Here is a 24,252-nt window from a genome sequence, read left to right on the forward strand (position 1 = left end):
CCGGGGCAGGACCTGATGTGCGCAAGTGTGTCCAGCGTTCACGGACATGGACTCCGTGGCTTAGTTAAGGATCTGCTGTCCGGTGCGTCAAGAGCCGTGCGGGAACGGAGTCGTCGGCGGGGCCGGACACTGGCGCACACTCCCGGGGCATGTTTACCTACATGAACTCAGCCCTGGAGCCCGGGTCGAGGACCGTGTCGAGGAGGAGATGTGAAGGCGTCGGCGTTCGTCTACCCCTGGGACGTCAACGGGGATCCCGGAGCCGGGGAGTTCATCGCCGGACTGGGGGTGCGGCAGGCGACGCTCGCCTCCGCCTACCACTCCACACGCGCGCTGACCCCCCGTCACCCGCGGCACCGGATCGTCACGGCCGAGCACGCCGCCGTGCTGTACCCGCCGGGGGAGGACCGGTGGGCGGGACGGCGGCTGCGCCCGTACCCCGCCGGCGACTGGGCGCCCGGCGACGCGTACGGGCAGGCCGCGGCGGCCCTGGCGGACGCCGGTCTGGAGGTGCACACCTGGGTGGTGCTCGCGCACAGCTCCCGCCTGGGCGCCGAGCACCCGGACACCTCCGTGGTGAACGCGTACGGCGACCGCTACCCGTGGGCGCCCTGCATCGCGCGGCAGGAGACCCGCCAGTACCTGGTGGACCTGGCCGTCGAGGCGGCGGTGCGGCCGGGAGCCGCCGGCACGGAGCTGGAGTCGCTCGGCTGGTACGGGCTCGCCCACCTGCACGCCCACGACAAGACCGGCGGCGTGGCGCTCGGGGAGGCCGGGCAGTACCTGATGTCGCTGTGCTTCTGCGGGACCTGCCGGGAGGGGTACGCCGGGGTGGGGCTCGACCCGGACGAACTGGCGGCGGCCGTGCGGGAGGCGCTGGAGCCGCTGTGGCGGGCGGAGGTCCCCGACGGCGGCTGGCCGGTGGCCGAGAAGCTGCTCGGCACCGAGCGGGCGGCGCTCACGCGCGCGTGGCGCGACGGGACGGCGCGCCTCCTCCAGGAGGACACGGTCATGGCGGTACGGGCCGCCGCGCCCGAGGGCTTCCAGGTACTGCTGCACGCGGACCCCGTGCCGTACCACTGCGGCGCCAACGCGGGCGTGGACGCCGGGCACGTCCTCGGCGTGGCGGACGGCGTGGTCGTGCCCTGCACGGGCGGCCCCGGCCTGCTGACACCGTTCGCCGAGCGGGCCCGGGAGAACACCGTGCTGGCCGCGAACCTCACCGTCGTGTCGGGCATGGGCGGCAGCCCGGCCACCCTGACGACGGACGCGGCCCGCGCGGCGGACCTCGGAGCGACCGAACTGCGCCTCTACCACGCCGGCCTGGCATCGGACGGCGACCTCGCGGCGGTACGGGAGGCGCTGACCGGGCTCGGCCAGGCCGTTTCTGACGGCTCTTGAGACCGTCCCCGGACGGTTGCGGGCGGGCCCGATGAGTCAGCCGACGCCTCGCGAGCCGTCTCTCGTAGTGCCACCCGGCCGGATGATGTCCGGCCAAGAGCCGTCAGAAGCGCCCTAGGCGCGCAGGAGCCGGACCGGCGGCAGCAGGCACATCGAGCCCGCGGTCACCAGCAGGACGGCCGTGTCGGCGCGGTCGACGAGTGCCGCGCCCGCGGCCAGGCCGAGGGTGTCCGGTGGGTACATCAGGGTGGCCGCCGTGGCGGCGGTCCGGCCGAGGAGCGGGTGGAGCCGCCGAGCCCGAGGACGGTCGTCACCGCGTCCTCGAACGCCTCCTGGGTGAGGATCTCCGACAGCCTCCGGTCCCGGCGCACCAGCTCCACGATCCGCATCCCGCTCGCGGCGGCCATCCGGTCGTGCCCGGAGTCCGCCGGGTGTCTCCCGCTGCACGGACGTCGGCGCGGCGATCAGCGCGCACGGCAGCCCCGCGCCGATCGCCGCGCCGCACACCAGCGCCACCGCGTCGTGCGGGACCGCGCGCAGCGCCACGGCGCCCGCGAACAGCGTGATGCCGTACGCGGCGAAGCGGCGCTCCCCGAGCCGGCGCAGCAGCGGGCCCGCGGCCAGCCCGGCCGCCACCGATCCGGCGCCCTGGACGGTGTATAGCACGCCCGCGTACGCGGGGGCGCGGTCCAGCCGGTCGACCACCGCGTGGACCAGCGCCCCGTTGACGCCCGCGCACAGCATCGTCATGCCCGCCGACAGCACCAGGAGGCGCGGCCGGGGCGCGCCCACACCTGGCGGGCGCCCTCGGCGGCGCGCGTCCGCCAGGTCCCCCCGGGCCGTACGGGAGCGGGCTCCCGTACCCCGCAGCAGGGTCAGCAGCGCCGCCGCGGCGGCGAGCGTGACCGCGGTCAGCAGGGCCACCCGCGCTCCGCCGTACGCCGCGTACAGGCCCGCGCCCGCCAGGGGCGCCAGCAGCTTCGTGCCCTCGTTCGCCGTCGTCCGCAGGCCGTTGTAGTCGCCCAGCAGGGCGGGGCCGACGACCGAGGGCAGCAGGGCCGCCTCCGCCGCGTCCTGGACGACGCCCACGGCGCCGTACACCAGCAGCGCCGCGAGCAGCAGCCCGACGCCGTCCGGTGAGTCCACGGCGAGCAGGGCGAGGACGACGGCCGCGAGGCCCAGGTTCGCCGCGATCAGCAGCGGGCGGCGGCGCGTCCGGTCCGCGAGGGTGCCGAGCAGGGGGCCGGCGAGGGTCGGCGCCCACAGGGCGAACGTGCAGAGGGCGGCCAGCGCGTCCGAACCCGTGAGGTCCTTGGTCCAGGTGCCCGCCACCAGTCCGAGGGCGGACGCGCCGAAGCCCGACACCACAACTGAGATCAGGTGGAGCCGCGCGTTCCGTTCCCCGATGGCGCGCGTCAATGTCCAGGTCATGGTGCTGATCGTGGTGCTGAGGCCCCGGTGCGGACATCGGGAGGATGCCTTGGGCGGGTGACGAGCCCGGGGATACCGGGGAGTCGGAGCCGAGTCGGCCCGGAGGCGTCGTGCGTCGGCCGTCGCGGACAGGTCACCCGCACTTCTTTTGTGAGAAGCATTGACGAAACAAGGGGCCGCTTCTAACTTCGTCGCGTCGTACTCCGTACGTCATATATGAGACGCGATACGCGAGATCAGATACGCGAGCCCGTCCGGGTGCCGTCGTGGCCTCGTGCGGTTCCCGTGACTCCCGAGAGGCCCGTATGACCTCCGTGCCCATGCCGATCCCCTCCAGGACGCAGTACGTCCTGGAAGGGATCAAACACCGCATCCTCACCGGGCAGCTCACCCCGGGGCAGGCCCTGGTCGAGACCGAGCTGGCCGCGCAGTTCGGGGTGTCCAAGACCCCCGTGCGCGAGGCGCTCAAGACCCTGGCCGGCACCGGACTCGTCGTGATGAGCCAGTACAAGGGCGTCACGGTGCGCATGGTGGACGCGGACATGGCGCGCGAGGTCTACGACGTACGGCTGCTCCTCGAACCGGAGGCCCTGCGGCGGGCCGTACGCCGCGGCGCCTCCCTGGAGGCGGCCCGGGACGCACTCGCCCGCTCCGACCGCGCGGCCGACACCGCCGAGAGATCCCTGGCCAACCGCGAGTTCCACCGAGCGCTGTACCTGAGCTGCGGCAACCCGCTGCTCGGCCGGATGCTCGACGAGGTCCGCGACCAGGCGGCGCTGGTCTCCGCGGTCGCCTGGGCCGCGGACCCCTCCTGGGAGCGGGAGGCCGCCGAGCACCGCGAGATCCTGCGGCTCGCGCTGGACGCCGACGCCGACGGAGCCGCCGCCGCCCTGCACGCGCACATCGCGTCGTTCGTCCATCGGGCCTTTCCGGAGGTCCGGGAAGAGGAAGGTCATCAATGAGCAGCGTGACGTTCGAGACCGGGCGGACGGCCCTGGCCGACGTGGTGGCGATCCCGGTGACCCCGTTCGCCGAGGACGGCAGCGTCGACCGGGACGTGTACCGGACCCTGCTGCGTCGGCTGCTCGACGGCGGCATCACCACCGTCACGCCCAACGGCAACACGGGCGAGTTCTACGCGCTGACCCCCGAGGAGCGCCGCCTCGTCACCGAACTGACGATCGAGGAGGCCGGCGGCCGGGCCGTCGTCCTCGTCGGCGTCGGGCACGACGTCCCCACCGCGGTCGCCTCCGCGCGGCACGCCCGGGACGCCGGCGCCCAGATGGTGATGGTCCACCAGCCCGTCCACCCCTACGTCGCCGACGGCGGCTGGGTCGACTACCACCGGGCCGTCGCCGAGGCCGTGCCCGAGCTGGGCGTCGTGCCCTACGTCCGCAACGCCTCGCTGCCGGGCGGCCGCCTCGCCGAACTCGCCGACGCCTGCCCCAACGTCATCGGCGTGAAGTACGCCGTCCCGGACGCCGCCCGCTTCGCCGGGTTCGCCCGCGACGCCGGGCTGGACCGGTTCGTGTGGGTGGCCGGGCTGGCGGAGCCGTACGCGCCCTCGTACTTCTCGGCGGGCGCCACCGGCTTCACCTCGGGGCTCGTGAACGTCGCCCCCTCCGTCTCGCTGAACATGATTGAAGCGCTTCGGTCCGGTGACTACCCGGGCGCCATGAAGGTCTGGGAGCAGATCCGCCGCTTCGAGGAACTGCGCGCCGCCAACGGCTCCGCCAACAACGTCACCGTGGTCAAGGAGGCCCTCGCCTCCCTCGGGCTGTGCCGCCGCGACGTCCGCGCGCCGAGCAAGCCGCTGCCCGAGGAAGAGCGCGCCGCGGTCGCCGCGATCGCCGCCGGGTGGTCGCTGTGACGGGGGCCGCGAACAAGCCGGAGAGGGCTCCGGAGGAGCTCCGCAGCCACCAGTGGTACGGCACGGACGGGCTGCGCTCCTTCAGCCACCGCGCCCGCACCCGCCAGCTCGGCTACCTGCCCGAGGAGCACCTGGGCAAGCCGGTCATCGCGATCCTCAACACCTGGTCGGACATCAACCCCTGCCACGTCCACCTGCGCGACCGGGCGCAGGCGGTCAAGCGCGGGGTGTGGCAGGCGGGCGGCTTCCCGCTGGAGTTCCCGGTCTCCACGCTCTCCGAGACCTTCCAGAAGCCGACCCCGATGCTCTACCGCAACATGCTCGCGATGGAGACCGAGGAGCTGCTGCGCAGCTACCCCGTGGACGGCGCCGTGCTGATGGGCGGCTGCGACAAGTCCACGCCCGCGCTGCTCATGGGCGCCGCCTCCGTCGACCTGCCGGCCGTGTTCGTGCCCGCCGGGCCGATGCTGCCGGGGCACTGGCGCAAGGAGGTCCTCGGCTCCGGCACCGACATGTGGAAGTACTGGGACGACAAGCGCGCCGGGCTGATCGGCGACTGCGAGATGGCCGAACTGGAGAGCGGGCTCGCCCGGTCGCCCGGCCACTGCATGACCATGGGCACGGCGTCCACGCTCACCGCCGCCGCCGAGGCGCTCGGGGTGACCGTGCCGGGCGCGTCCAGCATCCCGGCCGTGGACTCCGGGCACGACCGGATGGCCGCCGCGAGCGGGATGCGGATCGTGGAGCTGGTGCGCCGGGACCGGAGGCTGTCGGAGATCCTCACCCAGGAGGCGTTCGAGGACGCGGTGACGACCGTCCTCGGGCTCGGCGGCTCCACCAACGCCGTCATCCACCTGATCGCCATGGCGGGCCGGGCGGGCCGGCGGCTCACGCTCGACGACTTCGACCGCATCGCCCGCACCGTGCCGGTGCTGGCCAACGTCCGGCCGGGCGGCCAGAAGTACCTGATGGAGGACTTCCACTTCGCGGGCGGCCTCCCCGGGTTCCTCTCCCGCATCACCGACCTGCTCCACCTGGACCGGCCGACCGTCTCGTACGACACGATGCGCGAGCAGCTCCAGGGCGCGCTCGTGCACGACGACGACGTGATCCGCACCCGGGAGAACCCGGTAGCGAGCGAGGGCGGGGTCGCCGTGCTGCGCGGCAACCTCTGCCCGGACGGCGCGGTCATCAAGCACATCGCCGCCGAGCCGCACCTGCTGAAGCACACCGGGCGCGCGGTCGTCTTCGACGACTACAGGACCATGCAGCGGACCATCAACGACCCGTCGCTCAACATCACCGCCGACACCGTGCTCGTGCTGCGGGGCTCCGGCCCCAGGGGCGGTCCGGGCATGCCCGAGTACGGGATGCTGCCCATCCCCGACCACCTGCTGAAGCAGGGCGTACGGGACATGGTGCGGATCTCCGACGCCCGGATGAGCGGTACGAGTTACGGCGCGTGCGTGCTGCACGTGGCGCCCGAGAGCCACGTCGGCGGGCCGCTCGCGCTGGTGCGCACGGGGGACAGCATCACCCTGGACGTCGAGGCGCGCACCCTGCACCTGAACGTGGACGACGAGGAGCTGGAGCGGCGCAGGGCCGCCTGGACGCCGCCGCCCCAGCGGTACGAGCGGGGCTACGGCGCGCTCTACGACGAACAGATCACCCAGGCGGACACCGGCTGCGACTTCGCCTTCCTGGCCCGTCCCGGCAAGGTGCCCGACCCGTACGCGGGATGACCGCACCGGGGCCGTCCCCGATGCGGCGGCGGCCCCGTACACCCTCCGTGAAAGCGCTTACTGCCCGTCACGCCCGCAGAACCACCGCCCGTACGACCCGACTCAGCACCCGGGCCCCCGGCTCGACCCGCACCCCGCACCCCGAGAACGGAGAACAGTCATGGCACAAGCCGCAGCCGTGGCGAAGAAGCCCGCGCCACCCCGGCGGCGCCGCGGGTCGGCCACGCCGCGCAGGCTCCCGTACCTGCTGATCGCGCCGGCGGCCCTGCTGATGCTCGGCTTCATCGCCTACCCCGTCATCAGCGTCTTCTACTACAGCCTGCAGGACTACAACCCGACCAAGCCGTGGCGGAACGGCTTCGCGGGCCTCGACAACTTCGTCCACGCCTTCACCGAGGACCCGCTGTTCTGGGACACCCTCGTGTTCAGCGCCAAGTGGGTCGTCGTCGAGGTCGGCCTGCAGCTGATGTTCGGCCTGGCGCTGGCGCTGATCGTCAACCAGACCTTCGTGGGCCGGGCCATCGGCCGCGCGCTGGTCTTCTCGCCCTGGGCCGTCTCCGGCGTGCTCACCTCCGCGATCTGGGTGCTGCTCTACAACTCCCAGACCGGCATCACCCGCTACCTCGCGGACCTGGGCATCGGCGAGTACGGCACGAGCTGGCTGTCGGACACCTCGACCGTCTTCTCGGCCGTGGTCGTCGCCGACCTGTGGCGCGGTGTCCCCTTCTTCGCGATCCTCATCCTCGCCGACCTCCAGTCCGTCTCGAAGGACCTGTACGAGGCCGCCGAGGTCGACGGCGCCAGCCGCGTCCAGCAGTTCCTCCACATCACGCTGCCGCACCTGAAGGACGCGATCATCCTGTCCACGCTGCTGCGCGCGGTGTGGGAGTTCAACAACGTCGACCTGCTCTACACCCTCACCGGCGGCGGACCCGCGGGGGAGACGACGACACTCCCGCTGTACGTCGCCAACACGAGCGTCGACGCCCACAACTTCGGCTACGCCTCCGCCCTGACGACCGTGGCCTTCGTGATCCTGCTCTTCTTCTCGATCGTCTATCTGCGGCTCAGCAAGTTCGGAGGCGACAACAAGTGACCACCAACGCCGTCGAGACCCGTCCGGTCGCTCCCGCCCCCGCCGCGGACGAGCCGCCGCGGCGGCCGAAGAAGGCCCAGCGCGCCTGGGACGAGGTGCCGCGCTGGCAGATCTACCTGCCGCTCTCGATCTACCTGGTCTTCACCCTCGTCCCCTTCTACTGGATCCTGCTGTTCGCGCTGCGCCCGGCCGGCTCCACCTCGCTCGTGCCCTGGCCGATGACGTTCGAGCACTTCGAGAAGGTGTGGACGGAACGTTCCTTCGGCACCTACTTCGAGAACAGCGTGTACGTCGGCATCGCCACCCTGGTGATGACCACGCTCGTCGCCCTCGCCGGCGGGTACGCCCTCGCCCGCTTCGACTTCAAGATCAAACGCGGGTTCATGCTGGCGCTGCTCTGCTCGCAGTTCGTGCCGGGCGCGCTGCTGCTGGTCCCGCTGTTCCAGATCTTCGCCGAGCTCAGCATGATCAACTCGTTGGGCAGCGTCATCATCGCCGAGACGGTCTTCCAGCTCCCGCTGTCGATGATCCTGATCAGCAACTTCATCAAGAACGTGCCGTACTCCCTGGAGGAGGCGGCCTGGGTGGACGGCTGCAGCCGGTTCAGGGCCTTCGTCACGATCGTGCTGCCGCTGCTGCGGCCCGGTCTGATCGCCGTCGGCTCGTTCGCCTTCGTGCACTCCTGGAACCACTTCCTGTTCGCGCTGATGTTCCTCAGCAACCAGGAGAAGCAGACCATCCCGGTCGGCCTGAACACCCTGCTCAGCGCCGACAGCGTCGACCTGGGCGCCCTCGCCGCGGGCGGCATCATCGCCGCCGTCCCCGTCGTGGTCGTGTTCGCCTTCATCCAGAAGTGGCTGATCACGGGCTTCAGCGCCGGGGCGGTGAAGGGATGAGAGCCGTCAGACTCCTCGCCGTGGCCGGAGTGCTGGGCCTCGTGCTCGGCACCCCGGCCGGGGCGGACACCCGTGACCCCGCCACCGACGCCGTTCCGGCCGGCGCCCGCGACATCGGCCGCGAGACGCTCGCCGCCGACGACGGGTGGGCGGCGGCCGACGGTGGCACCACGGGGGGTTCCACCGCCGACGACGCCCACGTCTTCACCGTGCGCACCCGCGCCGAACTGGTCCGCGCCCTCGACGGGGGCAGCGACACCCCGAAGATCATCAAGGTCGCGGGCACCATCGACGCCAACACCTCCGACTCCGGCCGCCGGCTCGACTGCGACGACTACGCGACCGACGGCTACGACCTGCGGAAGTACCTCGCCGCGTACGACCCGCGCACCTGGGGCGCCGCCAAGCCGAGCGGGGCCCAGGAGGAGGCCCGGCAGGCGTCGGCCGCGCGCCAGGCCGAGCGGGTCGAGCTGGCCGTCGGGTCGAACACCACGATCGTCGGCCTCGGCGGCAAGGCCGTCCTCAAGGGCGCCAGCCTCCAGGTCGAGGACGCGGACAACGTGATCGTCCGCAACCTCGAACTCCGCGACGCCTACGACTGCTTCCCCGTCTGGCAGCCGAACACGGGCGGCCTCGGCGACTGGAAGAGCGCGTACGACAACATCTGGCTGCGCGGCGCCACTCACGTATGGATCGACCACGTCACCCTCTCCGACAAGGGCCACCCGGACGAGGACGAGCCCACGTACTTCGGCCGCAACTACCTCCGCCACGACGGCCTGCTGGACATCACCAACGCCTCCGACCTGGTCACCGTCTCCTGGAGCCGGTTCACCGACCACGACAAGGCGATGCTCATCGGCAACGGCGACACCGCCACCGGAGACCGCGGCAAGCTGCGGGTCACCCTGCACCACAACGAGTTCGCGGGCGTCGTGCAGCGCGCGCCCCGCGTCCGCTTCGGGCAGGTGCACCTCTACAACAACCGGTACGTCGTCCCCGAGGACGCCCACGACTACCGCTACTCGCTCGGCGTCTCCACCGAGTCCGCCGTGTACGCCGAGAACAACGCCTTCCACACCCCGGGCCACGTCGAGGTCGCCGACCTGGTGAAGAGCTGGAACGGCACGGCCCTGCACCAGACGGGCACGCTCTTCAACGGCTACCCGGTGGACCTGCTGGCCATCCACAACGCGTACAACTCCGGCAGCGAGCGCGACCTGACGGCCGACGTCGGCTGGACGCCCGTGCTGCACGGCGAGATCGACAGCGCCCGGCGGGCGGACCGCGAGGTCGCCCGGGACGCGGGCGCCGGGAGGCTCCGATGACCCCGTACACCACCCCGCTGCCCGTGGTCCTCGCGGGCGCCCGCGGGCACGGCCGCTGGCACCTGGCGAACATCCGCCGCCTGAAGGACGCGGGCCTCGTACGGCTCGCCGGGATCTGCGAGCTGACGCCGCTGACCGCCGAGGAGCTCGGCGACGGCCTCGGCACCCCCGAGCAGTCCTCCGACCTCGGCGCCCTGCTCGACGCGACCGGCGCCGCGGTCGCCGTGATCTGCACCCCGATCCCCACCCACACCGACCTCGCGCTGACCGCCGCCGGACGGGGCGTGCACCTGCTGCTGGAGAAGCCGCCCGCGCCGTCGTACGCGGAGTTCCGGCGGATGGCGGACGGTGTCGCGGCGGCCGGGGTCGCCTGCCAGATCGGCTTCCAGTCGCTGGGCTCGCACGCCGTGCCCGCGATCCGGCGGATGCTCGCCGAAGGAGTGATCGGCGAGGTCACCGGGGTCGGCGGCGCCGGGGCGTGGGCCCGCGACGAGGCGTACTTCCGGCGGGCGCCCTGGGCGGGCCGGCGCCGCATGGACGGCGTCGACGTGATCGACGGGGCGCTGACCAACCCCCTCGCGCACGCCGTCGCCACCGCCCTCGCGCTCGACGGGTCGGTGCGCGCCGAGGACGTCGCCGGCATCGAGACCGAACTGCTGCACGCCAACGCCATCGAGTCCGACGACACCTCCTGCGTACGGATCACCACGGCGGCCGGCGGCCGGATCACCGTCGCCGCCACCCTGTGCGCCGAGCACCCCGGCGAGCCGTACGTCGTCGTGCACGGCACCAGCGGCCGGATCACCTTCTTCTACAAGCAGGACCGGGTCCTGGTGCAGCGCGCCGGCCACGGCCCCGAGGAGAGCGAGTACGGCCGCACCGACCTGCTGGAGAACCTCGTGGAGCACCTCACCGGGGGCGGCGAGCTGCTGGTCCCGCCCGCCGCGACCGGCGCCTTCATGCGGGTCGTGGAGGCGGTCCGGCAGGCCCCCGACCCGGCCGCGCTGCCGGAGGATGCCTGGCGGTACGAGCCGGGGGACGGGCCGGGGCAGGCCCGCCGCGTCGTCCCCGGCGTCGACGCCCTGGTCGCCGGGGCCGCCGACACCCTCGCCCTCTACTCCGAACTGGGCGCCGCCTGGGCGCCGTCGAGGAAGGTGAGCACCGGATGACCGCCGACGAACCGATCGTCCTGCGGGTCGCGGGCCGCCCGGTCGGCCGCTACACCACCCGGCCCGACCTGCCGCCCACGTCCTCCCCGCGCCCCTACCTGCACCCGGTCACCACCCTGGCGGGCACCGTCGTCACCGAGCTGGCGCCCGCCGACCACCCGCACCACCTCGGCGTCGGTGTCGCCGTTCCCGACGTCGAGGGGCACAACTTCTGGGGCGGGCGCACCTTCGTCCGCGGCCGGGGCCCGACCGAGCTCGACAACCACGGCACCCAGCGGCACACCGCCTTCCAGCTGTGCGACCCGGACGGCTTCGTGGAGGAGCTGCGCTGGGCGGTGGCGGGCGGCGAGCTGCTGCGGGAGCGCCGCACGGTCGCGGCCACCGAACTCACGGGCACCGCCTGGGCGCTGGACTTCACCTTCTCCCTCACCAACATCACCCAGGACCCGCTGACCATCGGCAGCCCGGCCACCAACGGGCGCCCCGGCGCCGCGTACGGCGGCTTCTTCTGGCGCGCCCGCAAGGAGGACACCGTGCCGCGCGTGTTCACCCCCGGCCGCGAGGGCGAGCCGGTCGTCCACGGCACCCGCGCCGACTGGATCGCCCTGGCGGGCTCGGACTGGACCCTCGTCTTCTCCGGTGCCACCGACGAGACCCGCGAGGACCCGTGGTTCGTGCGGGCCGGGGAGTACCCGGGTGTCGGCTCGTCCCTCGCGCACGACGAGCGGCCGGCGATCGAGCCGGGCGACACCCTCGTACGGCGGATCGTGACCGTCGTCGCCGACGGCGTCCTCGAACGGGACGAGGCGGCGTCGCTGGTGCGGAAGGCGGTGAACCCGTGAGCACCGCAGCAACGGCCGGGGCGGCCGCCTTCAGCGCCGACCTGGGCGACGGCACGTACCGCAATCCGATCCTGGACGCCGACTGGTCCGACCCGGACGTCGTCCGCGTCGGCGACGACTTCTACCTCACGGCGTCCAGTTTCGGCCGTGTCCCGGGACTCCCGCTCCTGCACTCGCGCGACCTGGTCAACTGGACGCTCGTGGGACACGCCCTGGACCGTCTGCAGCCCGCGGCCGAGTTCCGCGTCCCCCGGCACGACTGCGGGGTGTGGGCGCCCTCCCTGCGCCACCACGACGACCGATTCTGGATCTTCTGGGGCGATCCCGACCACGGTATCTTCCAGATCAACGCACCGGAGATCGGCGGCCCGTGGACCCGGCCGCACCTGCTCAAGGCGGGCAAGGGGCTCATCGACGCCTGCCCGCTGTGGGACGAGGACACCGGCGAGGCCTACCTCGTGCACGCCTGGGCCAAGTCCCGCTCCGGGATCAAGAACCGCCTGACCGGGCACCGGATGCGCCCGGACGGCACCGGACTGCTCGACGAGGGCAAGGTGATCGTGGACGGGGACCGCATCCCGGGCTGGTTCACGCTGGAAGGACCCAAGCTGTACCGCCACGACGGCTGGTTCTGGATCCTCGCGCCCGCCGGCGGCGTCGAGACCGGCTGGCAGGGCGCGTTCCGCTCACGGTCGTTCTTCGGCCCGTACGAGGAACGGGTCGTCCTGGAGCAGGGCGACACCGACGTCAACGGCCCCCACCAGGGCGGCTGGGTGCGCACGGCGGCCGGGGAGGACTGGTTCGTGCACTTCCAGCAGCGGGGCGCGTACGGGCGGGTCGTCCACCTGCAGCCGGTGCGCTGGGACGGTGGGGGAGGCTGGCCCGTGATGGGCGACGAGGGCGTCCCCGTCGCCGTACACCGCAAGCCGGCCCTCCCCCCGCAGCCCCCGGCCGCCCCCGCCACCGACGACGACTTCCCCGGCGGGCGGTACGGCCGCCAGTGGCAGTGGACCGCCAATCCCGGCGAGGGCTGGGCCCCCCGGCACTCCGCCGACGGACTCCGGCTGACCTGTGTACGCAGCGCCGACGCGCACGACCCGCGCAAGCTGCCCAACGTGCTCACCCAGCGGCTGCCCGGCCTCCCGGTCACCGTCGAGGTGGAGCTGCGGCTGCACGGTGAGGAGCCGGGCGCGAAGGCCGGACTGGTCGTCCTCGGCGACGCGTTCTCCTGGATCGGCCTGGAGCGCGGCGACGACGGGACCGTACGGCTCGTGCACCGGTTCGGGGAGTCCGTCGCCGCGTCGGAGCGGGACGCCGCGCCCGCGCGGCCGGCGCCCGGGGGCCGGGCCCGGCTGCGGATCGAGACCGCCGCCGGGGCGCGCTGCCGCTTCTCCTGCGACACCGGGGACGGCTTCCGCCCCTCGGGCCAGGTCTTCGCCGCGACGCCCTGGCGCTGGGTCGGCGCCCTGCTCGGCCTGTTCGCGGTGGCGCCGCCCGGCGGGGGACACGCCGGGGCGGCCACCTTCACGCGGTTCCGCATCACCGCACGGCCGACGTCCTGACGCACCACATCCCCACGCGACACGTTCCGCTCAGCCCCCCACACCGTCCCACCCCTCGTTGGATCCAGAAGAAGAGAGCCGACCGATGAAGATCAGCATTCTCAGGAACAGCCGAGGCACGCGCCGCGCACCGGCCGCCGTCACCCTGGGCGCCGCGCTCGCGCTGACGCTCACCGCCTGCGGTGACGACGGCACCGGCGCGGCCGGCGACGCGGGCGCCGAGGGCAGCGGCACGGGCAAGATCGTTTTCTGGGACAACAACGGCGGTGTGCGCACCGACATCTGGAAGGAGATCATCGCCGACTTCGAGAAGGCGAACCCGGACATCGACGTCGAGTACGTCGGCATATCGGCCACCGAGTACCAGTCCAAGGTCGACACCGCCATCCAGGGCGGCGGACTGCCGGACGTCGGCGGCGTCGGCGCCGCCATGGCCGCCGGTTTCGCGGCCCAGGACGCCCTGGAGCCGCTGCAGGACCGGCTCGCCGAGTCCTCGCTCGACGGCAAGGTCAACGAGAGCATGCTGGAGTCGCTGAAGTCGGCCGGCGGCTCCGAGGACAACCTCTACTCGGTCCCGACCTCCGCCAACAACGGTGTGCTCTACTACCGCACCGACCTGTTCCGGAAGGCGGGCCTCGAGGAGCCGACCACCTGGGAGCGGTTCTACGAGGCGGCCGAGAAGCTCACCGACGCCAAGAACAACGCGTTCGGCTACACGATCCGCGGCGGCGCGGGCTCCATCGCGCAGGCGCTGGACGCGATGTACGGGCAGTCCGGCATCACCTCGTTCTGGGACGAGAACGAGGAGAAGACCACCCTCAACGATCCCAAGAACGTCGAGGCGCTGGAGAAGTACGCGGCCCTCTACAAGAAGACCACTCCCTCCGCCGACCTCAACAACGACTTCACCAAGATGGTCGCCCAATGGGACTCCGGCACCATCGGCATGCTGAACCACAACCTCGGCTCGTACCAGGACCACGTGAACGCGGTCGGCACCGACAAGTTCCGCGGCATCCCGCAGCCGACCGGCCCCGGCGGCAAGCGGGTCCAGGTCTCCAACCCGGTCGACGGCCTCGGCATCTTCAAGAGCTCGAAGAACAAGGGCGCCGCCTGGAAGTTCATCGAGTTCGCCACGTCGCCCGAGGCGAACTCGAAGTTCAACGAGTCGGCGGGCCAGGTCCCGGCGAACAACGACGCCGCCAAGGACGAGTGGATCACCAAGGCCGAGCCGACCAAGCTCGCCGCGGACGCCCTCAGCGACGGCTCCACCACCATCGTCCAGCTCCCGTACTACCTGCCCGACTGGAACACCCTGTCCAAGACCGACAACGAGCCCAACTTCCAGAAGGTCCTGCTCGGCGACATGAGCGCCAAGGAGTTCCTGGACACGATGGCCGACCAGCTCAACGAGGCCCAGGCGGAGTGGAACGAGCGCAAGCAGTAGCGCTCCGCCGTCCGGTTCGGGTACAGCCCCCGCGCCCCTTCCAGGGGCGCGGGGCCCTCCTTCCCCGAAAGGCACACCGTCGTGTCACTCACCCGCAGACAGGTCACCACCGCGGCCCTGGCCGCCCTCCCCCTCGCCGTCGCGGCGGCGCCCTCCGCGTCCGCGCACGGCTCCCGGGGCCCCCGCGAGCGGACCGTCCACATCGCCGGTGACTCCACCGCCGCCCAGAAGTACGCGGACGCGGCCCCCGAGACCGGCTGGGGCATGGCCCTGCCGTTCTTCCTGAGCGGCGGCGTCCGGGTCGCCAACCACGCGGTCAACGGCCGCAGTTCGAAAAGTTTCGCCGACGAGGGGCGGCTGGACGCGATCCTGGCGGTGATCCGCCCCGGCGACCTCCTCCTCGTCCAGTTCGGCCACAACGACTCAAAGTCCGAGGACCCCACGCGCCACACCGAGCCCTGGACGACGTACCAGGACCACCTGCGCCGGTACGTCGACGGCGCCCGTGCCCGCGGGGCCCGGCCCGTGCTCGCCACGTCCGTCGAGCGCAGGCGGTTCGCCGCGGACGGCACGGCGGTGCGCACCCACGGCGCGTACCCGGCGGCGATGCGCGCCCTCGCCGCCGAGGAGGGCGTCGCGCTGCTCGACATCGAGGCGCTGTCCCTCGCGCTGTGGCAGGAGCTCGGCGTCGAGGAGACCAAGAAGTACTTCAACTGGACGGCCACCGAGCAGGACAACACCCACTTCGACCCGCCCGGCGCGATCGCCGTGGCCAGGCTCGTCGCGCGGGAGCTGCTGCGCCGCCGCGTCCTCGCGCCCCGTGACGTGCGGCGCCTGGAGGACGCGATCCCCGAGTCGTGGATCACCTGGCCCGAGGCGTAGCTCCGCAACCCCGAGAACCCGACCCGACCGAAAGGGACGTCACCTCATGCGCACCCGCGCCTGGCATGCACCTGTCATAGTTCGTACCACCGCCCTCGTCGGCTGCACCGCCCTCGTCCTCGCCGTCACCGCCACCACCGCCTCGGCCCACGGCCCCTCCCGCGACCTCGCCCGGCAGACCCTCGCCGCGAAGGACGGCTGGGCCGCCGAGGGCGCCGGGACCACGGGCGGCGCGGCCGCCACCGCCGAGCACGTGTACACGGTCACCACCTGGGACGGGTTCAAGGCCGCGCTCGCCGCCGGCGGGAACGCCCCGAAGATCGTCACGGTGAAGGGCACGATCGACCCGGTCGCGGACGGCTGCGACGCGTTCGAGGCCGAGGGCTACGACTTCGACGCCTACCTGGAGAAATACTCCCCGGAGAACTGGGGCCTCGACGAGGACCTGTCCGCCGAGCCCGCCGGCAGCCCCGAGGGCCTGCGCGCGGCCTCCGCCGCCGCCCAGGACAAGGCCATCAAGGTCAACGTGCCCTCCAACACCACCATCGTGGGCGTGGGCAGAGACGCCGGCATCAGAGGCGGCAGCCTCCAGATCAGAGACGCGGACAACGTCATCGTCCGCAACCTCACCATCGAGGCGCCCCTCGACTGCTTCCCCCAGTGGGACCCGACCGACGGCGACAGCGGCGCCTGGAACTCCGAGTACGACGCGGTCGTCGTGTACGGCTCCACCCACGTGTGGATCGACCACAACACGCTCACCGACGGCCGCTACCCCGACAGCACCCTCCCCGCCCACTTCGGCCGGACCTACCAGCAGCACGACGGTCTGCTCGACATCGTGCGCGGTGCGAACCACGTGACGGTGTCCTGGAACTCGTTCGAGAACCACGACAAGACGATCCTCATCGGCAACAGCGACGGCGCCTCCGCCACCGACGCCGGCAAGCTCAAGGTCACCCTCCACCACAACCGGTTCGAGGGCATCGTGGAGCGCGCGCCGCGCGTCCGCTTCGGCCAGGTCGACGCGTACAACAACCACTACGTGGTCACCAAGGACCAGAAGTACGGCTACTCCCTCGGCGTCGGCGTCTCCTCGCAGCTGTACGCCGAGAGGAACGCCTTCTCCCTCCCGGCCGGCACCAGCCCCGCCGCGACCCTGAAGAAGTGGAGCGAGGCCCCGCTCACCGCCAAGGACAACTACGTCAACGGCAAGCGCACGGACCTCGTCGCCGTGCACAACGCGGAGAAGCCGGAGGAGGCCCTCCAGTCCGGCGCCGGGTGGAAGCCCGCGCTGCGGACCAAGGTCGACGACCCGCTCCTCGTGCCCCTGGTCGTCGGCCTGGGCGCGGGCGCCGGGAAGGTGCGGTGACGGTGCGGCGCCCCTCCGTCAGCGTCAGCAGGAGGGCGTTCGTGGGCGCGGGAGCGGGCGCCGGTGCCGCGCTCGCGCTGGGGCTCGCCGCCCCGGCCCGTGCCCACGGGCGCGCGCCCTTCGGCCGCTACGGCTCCCCGCGCGCCCGGCTGACCCCGCGCACCCTGTACGTCCACCCCGGCGGCCGCGGCGACCACACCACGATCCAGGCCGCCGTGGACGCGGCGGGCAGCGGATACACGCTGGTCATCGCGCCCGGCACCTACCGCGGGACGGTGGCCGTCGACACCGCCCGCACGCAGATGACCTGGCTCGGCGCCTCGGACGACGCCCGCGACGTGACGATCGTGTACGACAACGCGGCCGGCACCCCCAGGCCCGACGGTTCGGGCACCTACGGCACCAGCGGCTCGGCCACCACCACCGTGCAGGCCGACGGGTTCACCGCCCGGCACGTCACCTTCGCCAACGACTGGCTGCGCGCCGACCACCCGGGGGTGAGCGGCACCCAGGCCGTCGCGATCAAGGTGCAGGGCGACCGGTCCGCGTTCCACCACTGCCGGTTCCTCGGTCACCAGGACACCCTGTACGCCGACACGAGGGCGCTCGGAGCCTTCGCCCGGCAGTACTTCGCGCACTGCTACGTCGAGGGCGACGTGGACTTCGTGTTCGGACGGGCCACCGCCGTGTACGAACACTGCCACTTCCGCACCCTGATCCGTACGGACCTGACCGGACCCCCGTACGGCTTCGTCTTCGCGCCGTCCACCGCGGGCGCCAACCCGCGCGGCTACCTGGTGACCGGGAGCCGGGTGACCAGCGAGGCCCCGGACGGCTCCTACAAGCTGGCCCGCCCCTGGGTGCCCAGCTCGGACCCGACCGCCCGCCCGATGCTGACCGTGCGCGAGACCCGCCTCGGCCCCGGCATCGACGCGGTGGAGCCGTACACGAACATGGCGTCCGGCCACCCGTGGCAGGACCAGCGGTTCGCCGAGTACCGCAACAAGGGCCCGGGCGCGGCCGTCACCGTCCCGGAGAACCGGCCGCAGCTCACCCGCTCGGAGGCCAGGGCCCACACCCGGGAGGCGTACCTGGGCGACTGGGCTCCCTGGGAAGGGCGCTGAGGCGGAGTGCAGGACGGCCTTCCCCCCTTCCATCCCCTCCTCAGGGACGAGCTCCGCTTCCCGCTCGCCTGGGGCACCTCCCCCATCCGGGACTTCGGTGCCTGGCGGCGGGCGGCGCGCGCCACGGTCGAGGAGCACCTCCTCGCCGCGCCGGACCACGGCACGCCGTACGACCCGGAGTTCGGGGGCGAGCGGTCGGAGGCGGACGGGTACACACGCGAACTGGTGCACGTCTCGCTCACCCGGTACGGCCGGGTGAGCGGGGCCCTCCTCACCCCGCACGGCACCGGCCCCTTCCCGGCCGTCCTCCTCCTGCACGACCACGGATCGAGGTTCGACATCGGGAAGGAGAAGTGCGTCCGGCCCTGGTACGGCGGCGAGCCCCGGCTCGCCTCCGCGCGCCAGTGGGCCGGCCAGTGCTTCGGCGGGCGGTTCGTCGGCGACGAACTGGCCCGGCGCGGCTACGTCGTCCTCGCCCTGGACGCGCTCGGCTGGGGCGAGCGGGGGCCGGTCACCTACGAGCAGCAGCAGGCCCTCGCGAGCAACCTGTACCTCCTGGGCTCCTCGCCCGCCGGGCTCATGGCCAGGGAGGACGTACGCGCCGCTGCCTTCCTGGCCGGGCTGGAGAGGGTGGACCGGCGGCGGGTCGCGGCCCTCGGCTTCTCGATGGGCGGCTACCGCGCCTGGCAGACGGCCGCGCTCAGCGACGACATCGCGGCCGCCGCGAGCGTGTGCTGGATGACCGGCCTGAGGGAGGCGCTGGTGCCGGGGAACAACATCCTGCGTGGCCAGTCCGCCTACTGGATGCTGCACCCCGGGCTCTCCCGCCACCTCGACTTCCCCGACGTGGCGAGCATCGCCGCGCCCCGGCCGATGCTGTTCTTCCACGGCGCGCGGGACACCCTCGCCTCCAGTGAGGGTGTCCGGGCCGCGTACGGGAAGATGCGCGCCGTGTGGCGTTCGCAGCGCGCGGAGGAGCGGTTGCTCACCAAGGTGTGGCCGGAGGCCGGTCACGTCTTCGACGTGCCCATGCAGGACGAGGTCTTCGCCTGGTTCGACGCCGTGCTGTGAGGAACCGCCCCCGTCAGCGCCGTACCGGCCCGATCGACTCCAGCGTCGGCACCACCGGCACGATCGTCCCGTCGGCCGCGAACTCCAGCCGGTCGATCGTGGTCTCCCGGTGCGTGCCGTCGCCGCCGGGCCGGCCGGGGCCGTCGAGGGCGAACCGGTGGTAGACGACGTACCAGTCGTCGGTGCCGGGCACGTTCACCGCCGAGTGGTGGCCGGTGGCCCTGATGCCGTACTCGGGCCGCTTGGACAGGATGACGCCCCGCTTGGTCCACGGGCCGAGCGGGGACGGGCCGGTCGCGTACGCGACCCGGTAGTTCTCGCTGCGGGTGTCGTCCTCCGACCACATGAAGTAGTAGGTGCCCTTCCGCTTGATCACGAAGGCGCCCTCGCGGAAGTTGTCCGGGGTGATGTCCTTCACCTCGGTCGCGTCGAAGGACACCATGTCGTCGTTCAGCGGCACGACGTACGCGTTGCCGTTGCCCCAGTACAGGTACGACTGTCCGTCGTCGTCGGTGAAGACCGCCGGGTCGATCATCTGGCCGCCCGGGTAGTCCGTCCTCCCGATCAGGGGCTTGCCGAGCGCGTCCCTGAACGGGCCGGCGGGGGAGTCGGCGACCGCGACGCCGATCTGCTGCTCGGCGCAGAAGTAGAACCAGTACGTCCCGTCGCGCTCGGCGATCGCCGGGGCCCAGGCGTCGCCGTCCGCCCAGGACACGTCCGGCCCCAGGTCGAGGATGACGCCGTGGTCCGTCCAGTGGACGAGGTCCTCCGACGAGAACGCCTTGAACCGGGTGCCGCTCCAGCCGGGGAAGCCGTCGGTCGTCGGGTAGATCCAGTAGCGGCCGTCCAGGTACCGCACGTCCGGGTCGGCGTACAGACCGGGCAGCACCGGGCTGCGGGTCGGCACCGCCTCGACCGTCCAGGTGCGGCGCGTGCCTCCCCCGGTGCCAGAAGCCTGGGAGGTACCCCCAGCCGCCGTCACCGTGTACGTCCGCGGCTCGCGGAAGTCGCGGGGCGTACCGGACCGCGGGGTCACCTTCGCGCCCTCGCCGGCCCACAGCTCCGGGGCGAGGCGGCGCAGATCGGCGCCGGGCTCCATCGGCAGGACGACCTTCGCGGACTCCTCGGTGACGACCGCGTACCCCTTCTGGCCGCGCGCCGTCACGTCCACGACCGACGTGGGGCCCACCGGGTAGGCGGCCAGCAGCCGGTCGTACTCCTCCCGCGTCACCGGGATCACCGTGCCGTGCCGCGGGCTCGCGGGCAGCTGGTGGTTCTCCGGGACCGTCCACTCGCCCGAGTCCAGGTCCGTCGTCTCGAACGGCACGTAGCCGCGGCCCCCGTACTCGTCGATGAACAGGTACCACTTCTCCTCGGTGTTGGACTTGAAGACCGTCGGCCCCTCACCGCGTTCCAGGGCACCGCTGCCGACGCAGTCCGCGACGAAGTCGTACGAGGTGTCGGTGAGGGACCTGGACTTCTCGACGGTGATGAACTTCGAACAGGGGCCGGCGGAACCGGGGTTCCGCTCGTCCTTGGTGTAGCGGTAGTACGTGCCCCGGTGCTCGACGACCGTCGAGTCGATCACCGAGTAGCCGGGGTCGCTCCAGACCTTCGGCTCGCTGAAGGTGCGGAAGTCCTTCGTGGTGGCGTACATCATCCGGTTGTACGTCGAGCCGGTGTGGTCCGGGTCGTCGCCGGCGTACAGCTTGGACGCCCAGAAGACGACGTACGCGTCCAGGGTGTCGTCCCAGTAGGCCTCCGGCGCCCAGGTGTTGCCCGCGTTGCCGGGGGAGACCCGGACCAGGCGCTGGTCGGTCCAGTGCACCAGGTCGGTGGAGTCCCAGATCATGATCGACTTGCTGCCGTGCCGCTGCACCTCGTCCCAGCTCCCGCTGGAGTTGCGGTACATGCGCAAGTCCGTGGCGATCATGTAGAACCTGTCGCCCTCGGGGGAGCGGATCACGAACGGGTCGCGCAGGCCCTTCTCGCCGACGGTGGAGGTGAGGACGGGTCTGCCCGCGTTCAGCTCACGCCAGTGCAGGGCGTCGTTGCCGCGGCTGAGGGCGTAGCGGATCTGCTCGCCGTCGGCCGTGCCCTCACCTGTGAAGTAGGCGAAGAGATAGCCGGCGTACTGGGGTTTCTTCACTGGGTGCCCTTCGGGGTGGGCCTGATGGGCCGCGGAGCCGGCCGAACCGGACGGTGCTCCGAGCAGGCTCAGCAGCAGAGCTGGCAGGAGCAGCAGGAGCGTATGAGTGGAGCGGCGCATGACACGCCCTGTGGGAGTCTGGTGGATTCTGTTGATGAGCGACGACCTTCGGAGTGTCATCAGCGGCGCACGGTGCGTCAATCGGTGTGCGGGTGACGGACGGTGCGAAAATTTTCGACTCTTTCTCGGGTTTCGCGGCAACCCCGCCGGGTCCGGCGGCGACAAGGGATCAGAAGCGGGCCGGAACCGGCCCCCCTCCGGCCCGCTTCGCTCCGCCCTCCCTCCCCTCGTCTCCCCTCCCTCGCGCCCCATGAGAGGACTCCCGTGCGCCAGAGCACCGGAAGCCGTCGCGGCGCCCGCACCCTCTCGGCCGCCGCCGCGGTGGCCGTGTCCGCGGGTGCGTGCGGCGTCTGGCTCGGTCTGTCGAACGGCGGCGCCCGGGCCGCCACCACGATCACCGTCTCCTCCACCGCCGAGCTCGAGTCGGCCGTCGCGAACATCTCCGCCGGCACGACCGTCCAGGTGCGCGGCGGCACGTACCACCCGGCGGCGACCCTCAGGTCCACCGCCGACGGCACCGCGTCGGCCCGCATCACGCTCCGGGCGTACGGCGGCGAGGAGGTGCGGATCGACGGCTCACGGCTCCCCGCCGGCTCCTTCCTCGCCGAGATCGCCGGCGACCACTGGACCGTCCGGGACATCACCTGGCAGAACAGCCCGGCCCAGGGCTTCGTGGCCACCTCCTCCACCGGAGGGGTGTTCCGGAACCTCGTCACCGCGCACAACGGCGACACCGGCTTCACCCTGCGCGGCGACGGCACGGCCGGCAACCTCGTGGAGAACCTGGACAGCCACGGCAACTACGACGTGGCGACCCACGGCCGCAACGCCGACGGCATCGCCGTCAGGTTCGGCTCCGGCACCGGCAACCGTGTCACCGGCGCCCGCCTGCACGGCAACGCGGACGACGGCCTCGACCTGTGGCAGTTCTCCTCGCCGGTCGCCGTCGAGCGCTCATGGGCGTACGGCAACGGCGTCGACCACTGGCGGGACCCCGCCTTCGAGGGCGGCGGCGACGGCTTCCAGCTCGGCGGGGGCGGCGCCGCGGCCGCGCACTCCGTCCGCTCCAACGCGGCCTGGGACAACACCCGCCACGGCTTCACCGGGAACGCGGGCACCGGCACCGTCCGGCTGGACCACAACACCGCCTACGCCAACACCGGCACCGGCTTCTCCTTCCCCGACGGCACCGCCCGCCTCACCCGCAACCTCGCGGTACACAACGCCGTGGGCGCGTCCGGACTCGGCCCCGCCACGGTCTCCACCGCCAACACCTGGGACGCCGGGGTCGCCACGCCGCCCTTCGTCACCACCGACGCGACCACCGCGTACGGCCCCCGCGGACCCGGCGGCGCGCTGCCGAGCACCACGTTCCTGACCACGGGCTCGACGGCCGTCGGCGCGGCGATGAGCTGACCGCTGTCGGCTGTCCAGGGGGTTTTCGACGCGCGGGCGTGGGGCTCGCGGGTGTGGCCCGTGGCGTGGCCGTCGGCCGTGGTGTCTCGTGAACTGCCGAGGCCGGTGGAGTGTGCAGGCGAGGCGGAGGTGGCCGGGGTTGAGCGGTACGGCGGGGCTGACCGCACCTGAGGCGGAGGTGCGCGTCCCGGGACAGGGCGGGTCGCTGGAGTGGGCGGGGGAACTGCTGACCCCCGCGCTGCGCGAGGCGATGGCGGGACTGCCGGAGCCGGAACGGATCGTCGAGGGGTACCACCGCGGCTGGACCGAAGCGGACGGGGAACCCCTGGCCGCGGTGGGCAGGCCGGGCGGCAAGGCGGTGCGGCCCGCGCTGGTGTTCCTCGCCGCGAAAGCGGTGGGCGGCACGGTGGACCACGCGGTACCGGGAGCCGTGGCGGTGGAACTCGTCCACGACTTCTCACTGCTGCACGACGACGTGATCGACGGGGATCCGCTGCGGCGGCACCGCCCCGCGGCCTGGACGGTCTACGGCACGCCGGCGGCCGTACTGGCCGGCGACGCGCTGCTGGTGGTCGCCCTGCGCACGCTGTCGGCGGTGCCCGGTCCCCGGGGCGCGGCCGGCTTGCGCGAACTGGTGACCGTGCTCGCCGACCTGATGCGGGGACAGAGCCGGGACGTCGCCTTCGAGAAGGCCCCGCGCGTCGGGGCCCGTGACTACCTGGCCATGGCGGAGGGCAAGACGGGCGCGCTGATGGGCGGGGCCTGCGCCCTGGGCGGCGTGCTGGCGGGAGCGGACGAGCACCGGGTCGCCGCACTGCGGGAGTTCGGGCGGCGCCTCGGCGTGGCCTACCAGTGCGTCGACGACCTGCTGGCGATCTGGGGCGACAGCCGGCGCAGCGGGAAACCCGTGGGCGCGGACCTCGCCGCCCGGAAGAAGTCCCTGCCGGTGGCGGTCGCGCTGGCCGACGACGGCACGGCGGGCCGCCGGCTGGCCCGGCTGTACGAGCGCCCCGAGCCGCTCACGCCGGCCGACGTCGCGGTGGCCGCACGGCTGGTGGAGGAGGCAGGCGGCCGCACGGCCACGGAACGGGAGGCACAGCGGCAGGTCACGGCCGCCCTCAAGGCGCTGGCCCGTGCCGAGCCGCCGCCGGACGTGCAACGGCAGCTGCACGCGGTGGCGATGGCGATGACCCGGCGCGACCGCTGAAATTCCGGTTCGCTTTTCCGGGTGCGGCGCGCAATTTCCGTACCCGGACCCGGGGCGCTTTCCCGTACGTAACCATGGGACGGGCCGGGCGTTTCCATACCGGGACCGCGGCGCCTACGAAGAAGAC

18 protein-coding genes and 2 pseudogenes are annotated in these 24,252 nt (G+C 72.6%); 17 read left to right on the plus strand and 3 right to left on the minus strand.

Translation table 11 applies throughout. The annotated features are described in order from the left end of the window. Window positions 1-210: 210 nt before the first annotated feature. Window positions 211-1,401 (plus strand): hypothetical protein, encoded by a 1,191-nt coding sequence (locus tag IEZ04_RS27930; protein ID WP_189219754.1) that lies wholly within the window; start codon window positions 211-213, stop codon window positions 1,399-1,401. Window positions 1,402-1,676: 275 nt separating this feature from the next. Here IEZ04_RS27930 and IEZ04_RS27935 read toward each other — a convergent pair. Further along, window positions 1,677-1,826 (minus strand): annotated as a pseudogene (locus IEZ04_RS27935) (dihydroxy-acid dehydratase domain-containing protein); the annotation flags it as partial. A gap of 52 nt (window positions 1,827-1,878) precedes the next feature. Then, window positions 1,879-2,832 (minus strand): annotated as a pseudogene (locus IEZ04_RS36055) (MFS transporter); the annotation flags it as partial. 305 nt (window positions 2,833-3,137) lie between these two features. Here IEZ04_RS36055 and IEZ04_RS27945 point away from each other — a divergent pair. The 14 genes from IEZ04_RS27945 to IEZ04_RS28010 all read left to right on the plus strand — a co-directional run bounded on the left by IEZ04_RS27945 (window position 3,138) and on the right by IEZ04_RS28010 (window position 19,233). Continuing rightward, window positions 3,138-3,794: a GntR family transcriptional regulator gene (locus IEZ04_RS27945; protein ID WP_189219755.1), complete on the plus strand. Its 657-nt coding sequence runs from the start codon at window positions 3,138-3,140 to the stop codon at window positions 3,792-3,794. Further along, complete coding sequence (locus tag IEZ04_RS27950) at window positions 3,791-4,702, plus strand: dihydrodipicolinate synthase family protein (RefSeq protein ID WP_189219756.1); 912 nt, start codon at window positions 3,791-3,793, stop codon at window positions 4,700-4,702. The genes IEZ04_RS27945 and IEZ04_RS27950 overlap by 4 nt, the downstream gene beginning before the upstream one ends. Beyond that, window positions 4,699-6,444, plus strand: a complete 1,746-nt coding sequence (gene araD / locus IEZ04_RS27955) for an L-arabinonate dehydratase (protein WP_189219757.1) — start codon at window positions 4,699-4,701, stop codon at window positions 6,442-6,444. Before IEZ04_RS27950 ends, araD begins: the two co-directional genes overlap by 4 nt. Window positions 6,445-6,604: 160 nt before the next feature. Further along, on the plus strand, window positions 6,605-7,540 hold the full coding sequence (locus IEZ04_RS27960; protein ID WP_189219758.1) for a carbohydrate ABC transporter permease: 936 nt from the start codon (window positions 6,605-6,607) through the stop codon (window positions 7,538-7,540). Beyond that, window positions 7,537-8,436, plus strand: coding sequence for a carbohydrate ABC transporter permease (locus IEZ04_RS27965; protein ID WP_189219759.1), 900 nt, complete (start codon window positions 7,537-7,539; stop codon window positions 8,434-8,436). The genes IEZ04_RS27960 and IEZ04_RS27965 overlap by 4 nt, the downstream gene beginning before the upstream one ends. After that, a complete protein-coding gene (locus tag IEZ04_RS27970) occupies window positions 8,433-9,764 on the plus strand; it encodes a pectate lyase family protein (RefSeq protein WP_189219760.1) in 1,332 nt (443 codons plus the stop codon). Before IEZ04_RS27965 ends, IEZ04_RS27970 begins: the two co-directional genes overlap by 4 nt. After that, entirely contained in the window at window positions 9,761-10,933 is a 1,173-nt protein-coding gene (locus tag IEZ04_RS27975; protein ID WP_189219761.1) for a Gfo/Idh/MocA family protein, read from the plus strand. Before IEZ04_RS27970 ends, IEZ04_RS27975 begins: the two co-directional genes overlap by 4 nt. Then, on the plus strand, window positions 10,930-11,775 hold the full coding sequence (locus IEZ04_RS27980; RefSeq protein WP_189219762.1) for a DUF6807 domain-containing protein: 846 nt from the start codon (window positions 10,930-10,932) through the stop codon (window positions 11,773-11,775). The genes IEZ04_RS27975 and IEZ04_RS27980 overlap by 4 nt, the downstream gene beginning before the upstream one ends. Next, window positions 11,772-13,337: a glycoside hydrolase family 43 protein gene (locus IEZ04_RS27985; protein ID WP_229821314.1), complete on the plus strand. Its 1,566-nt coding sequence runs from the start codon at window positions 11,772-11,774 to the stop codon at window positions 13,335-13,337. The genes IEZ04_RS27980 and IEZ04_RS27985 overlap by 4 nt, the downstream gene beginning before the upstream one ends. Window positions 13,338-13,422: 85 nt before the next feature. Further along, window positions 13,423-14,784, plus strand: coding sequence for an ABC transporter substrate-binding protein (locus IEZ04_RS27990; RefSeq protein ID WP_189219763.1), 1,362 nt, complete (start codon window positions 13,423-13,425; stop codon window positions 14,782-14,784). An 81-nt stretch (window positions 14,785-14,865) separates the two neighbouring features. Then, window positions 14,866-15,666 (plus strand): rhamnogalacturonan acetylesterase, encoded by an 801-nt coding sequence (locus IEZ04_RS27995; RefSeq protein ID WP_189219764.1) that lies wholly within the window; start codon window positions 14,866-14,868, stop codon window positions 15,664-15,666. A 46-nt stretch (window positions 15,667-15,712) separates the two neighbouring features. Further along, window positions 15,713-17,038, plus strand: a complete 1,326-nt coding sequence (locus IEZ04_RS28000) for a pectate lyase family protein (protein WP_189219765.1) — start codon at window positions 15,713-15,715, stop codon at window positions 17,036-17,038. A 2-nt stretch (window positions 17,039-17,040) separates the two neighbouring features. Further along, window positions 17,041-18,162 carry a pectinesterase family protein gene (locus tag IEZ04_RS28005; protein ID WP_189219766.1) on the plus strand — a complete coding sequence of 374 codons (1,122 nt, stop codon included), beginning with the start codon at window positions 17,041-17,043 and terminating at the stop codon, window positions 18,160-18,162. A 6-nt stretch (window positions 18,163-18,168) separates the two neighbouring features. Next, on the plus strand, window positions 18,169-19,233 hold the full coding sequence (locus tag IEZ04_RS28010; protein ID WP_189219767.1) for a dienelactone hydrolase family protein: 1,065 nt from the start codon (window positions 18,169-18,171) through the stop codon (window positions 19,231-19,233). Window positions 19,234-19,246: 13 nt separating this feature from the next. Here the strand turns inward: IEZ04_RS28010 and IEZ04_RS28015 are convergent, their stop codons facing one another. After that, complete coding sequence (locus tag IEZ04_RS28015; RefSeq protein ID WP_189219768.1) at window positions 19,247-21,502, minus strand: glycoside hydrolase family 43 protein; 2,256 nt, start codon at window positions 21,500-21,502, stop codon at window positions 19,247-19,249. A 264-nt stretch (window positions 21,503-21,766) separates the two neighbouring features. Between IEZ04_RS28015 and IEZ04_RS28020 the strand changes: the two genes are divergently transcribed. Together IEZ04_RS28020 and IEZ04_RS28025 are read left to right on the plus strand one after the other, a co-directional pair. Then, window positions 21,767-22,918, plus strand: a complete 1,152-nt coding sequence (locus IEZ04_RS28020) for a right-handed parallel beta-helix repeat-containing protein (protein ID WP_189219769.1) — start codon at window positions 21,767-21,769, stop codon at window positions 22,916-22,918. A gap of 139 nt (window positions 22,919-23,057) precedes the next feature. Beyond that, the gene (locus IEZ04_RS28025) at window positions 23,058-24,125 is read left to right on the plus strand and encodes a polyprenyl synthetase family protein (protein WP_229821315.1); all 1,068 of its coding nucleotides are present in this window, start codon (window positions 23,058-23,060) and stop codon (window positions 24,123-24,125) included. Window positions 24,126-24,252 lie beyond the last annotated feature (127 nt).

It is taken from the genome of Streptomyces ruber (assembly GCF_014648075.1).
Lineage (GTDB): Bacteria > Actinomycetota > Actinomycetes > Streptomycetales > Streptomycetaceae > Streptomyces > Streptomyces ruber.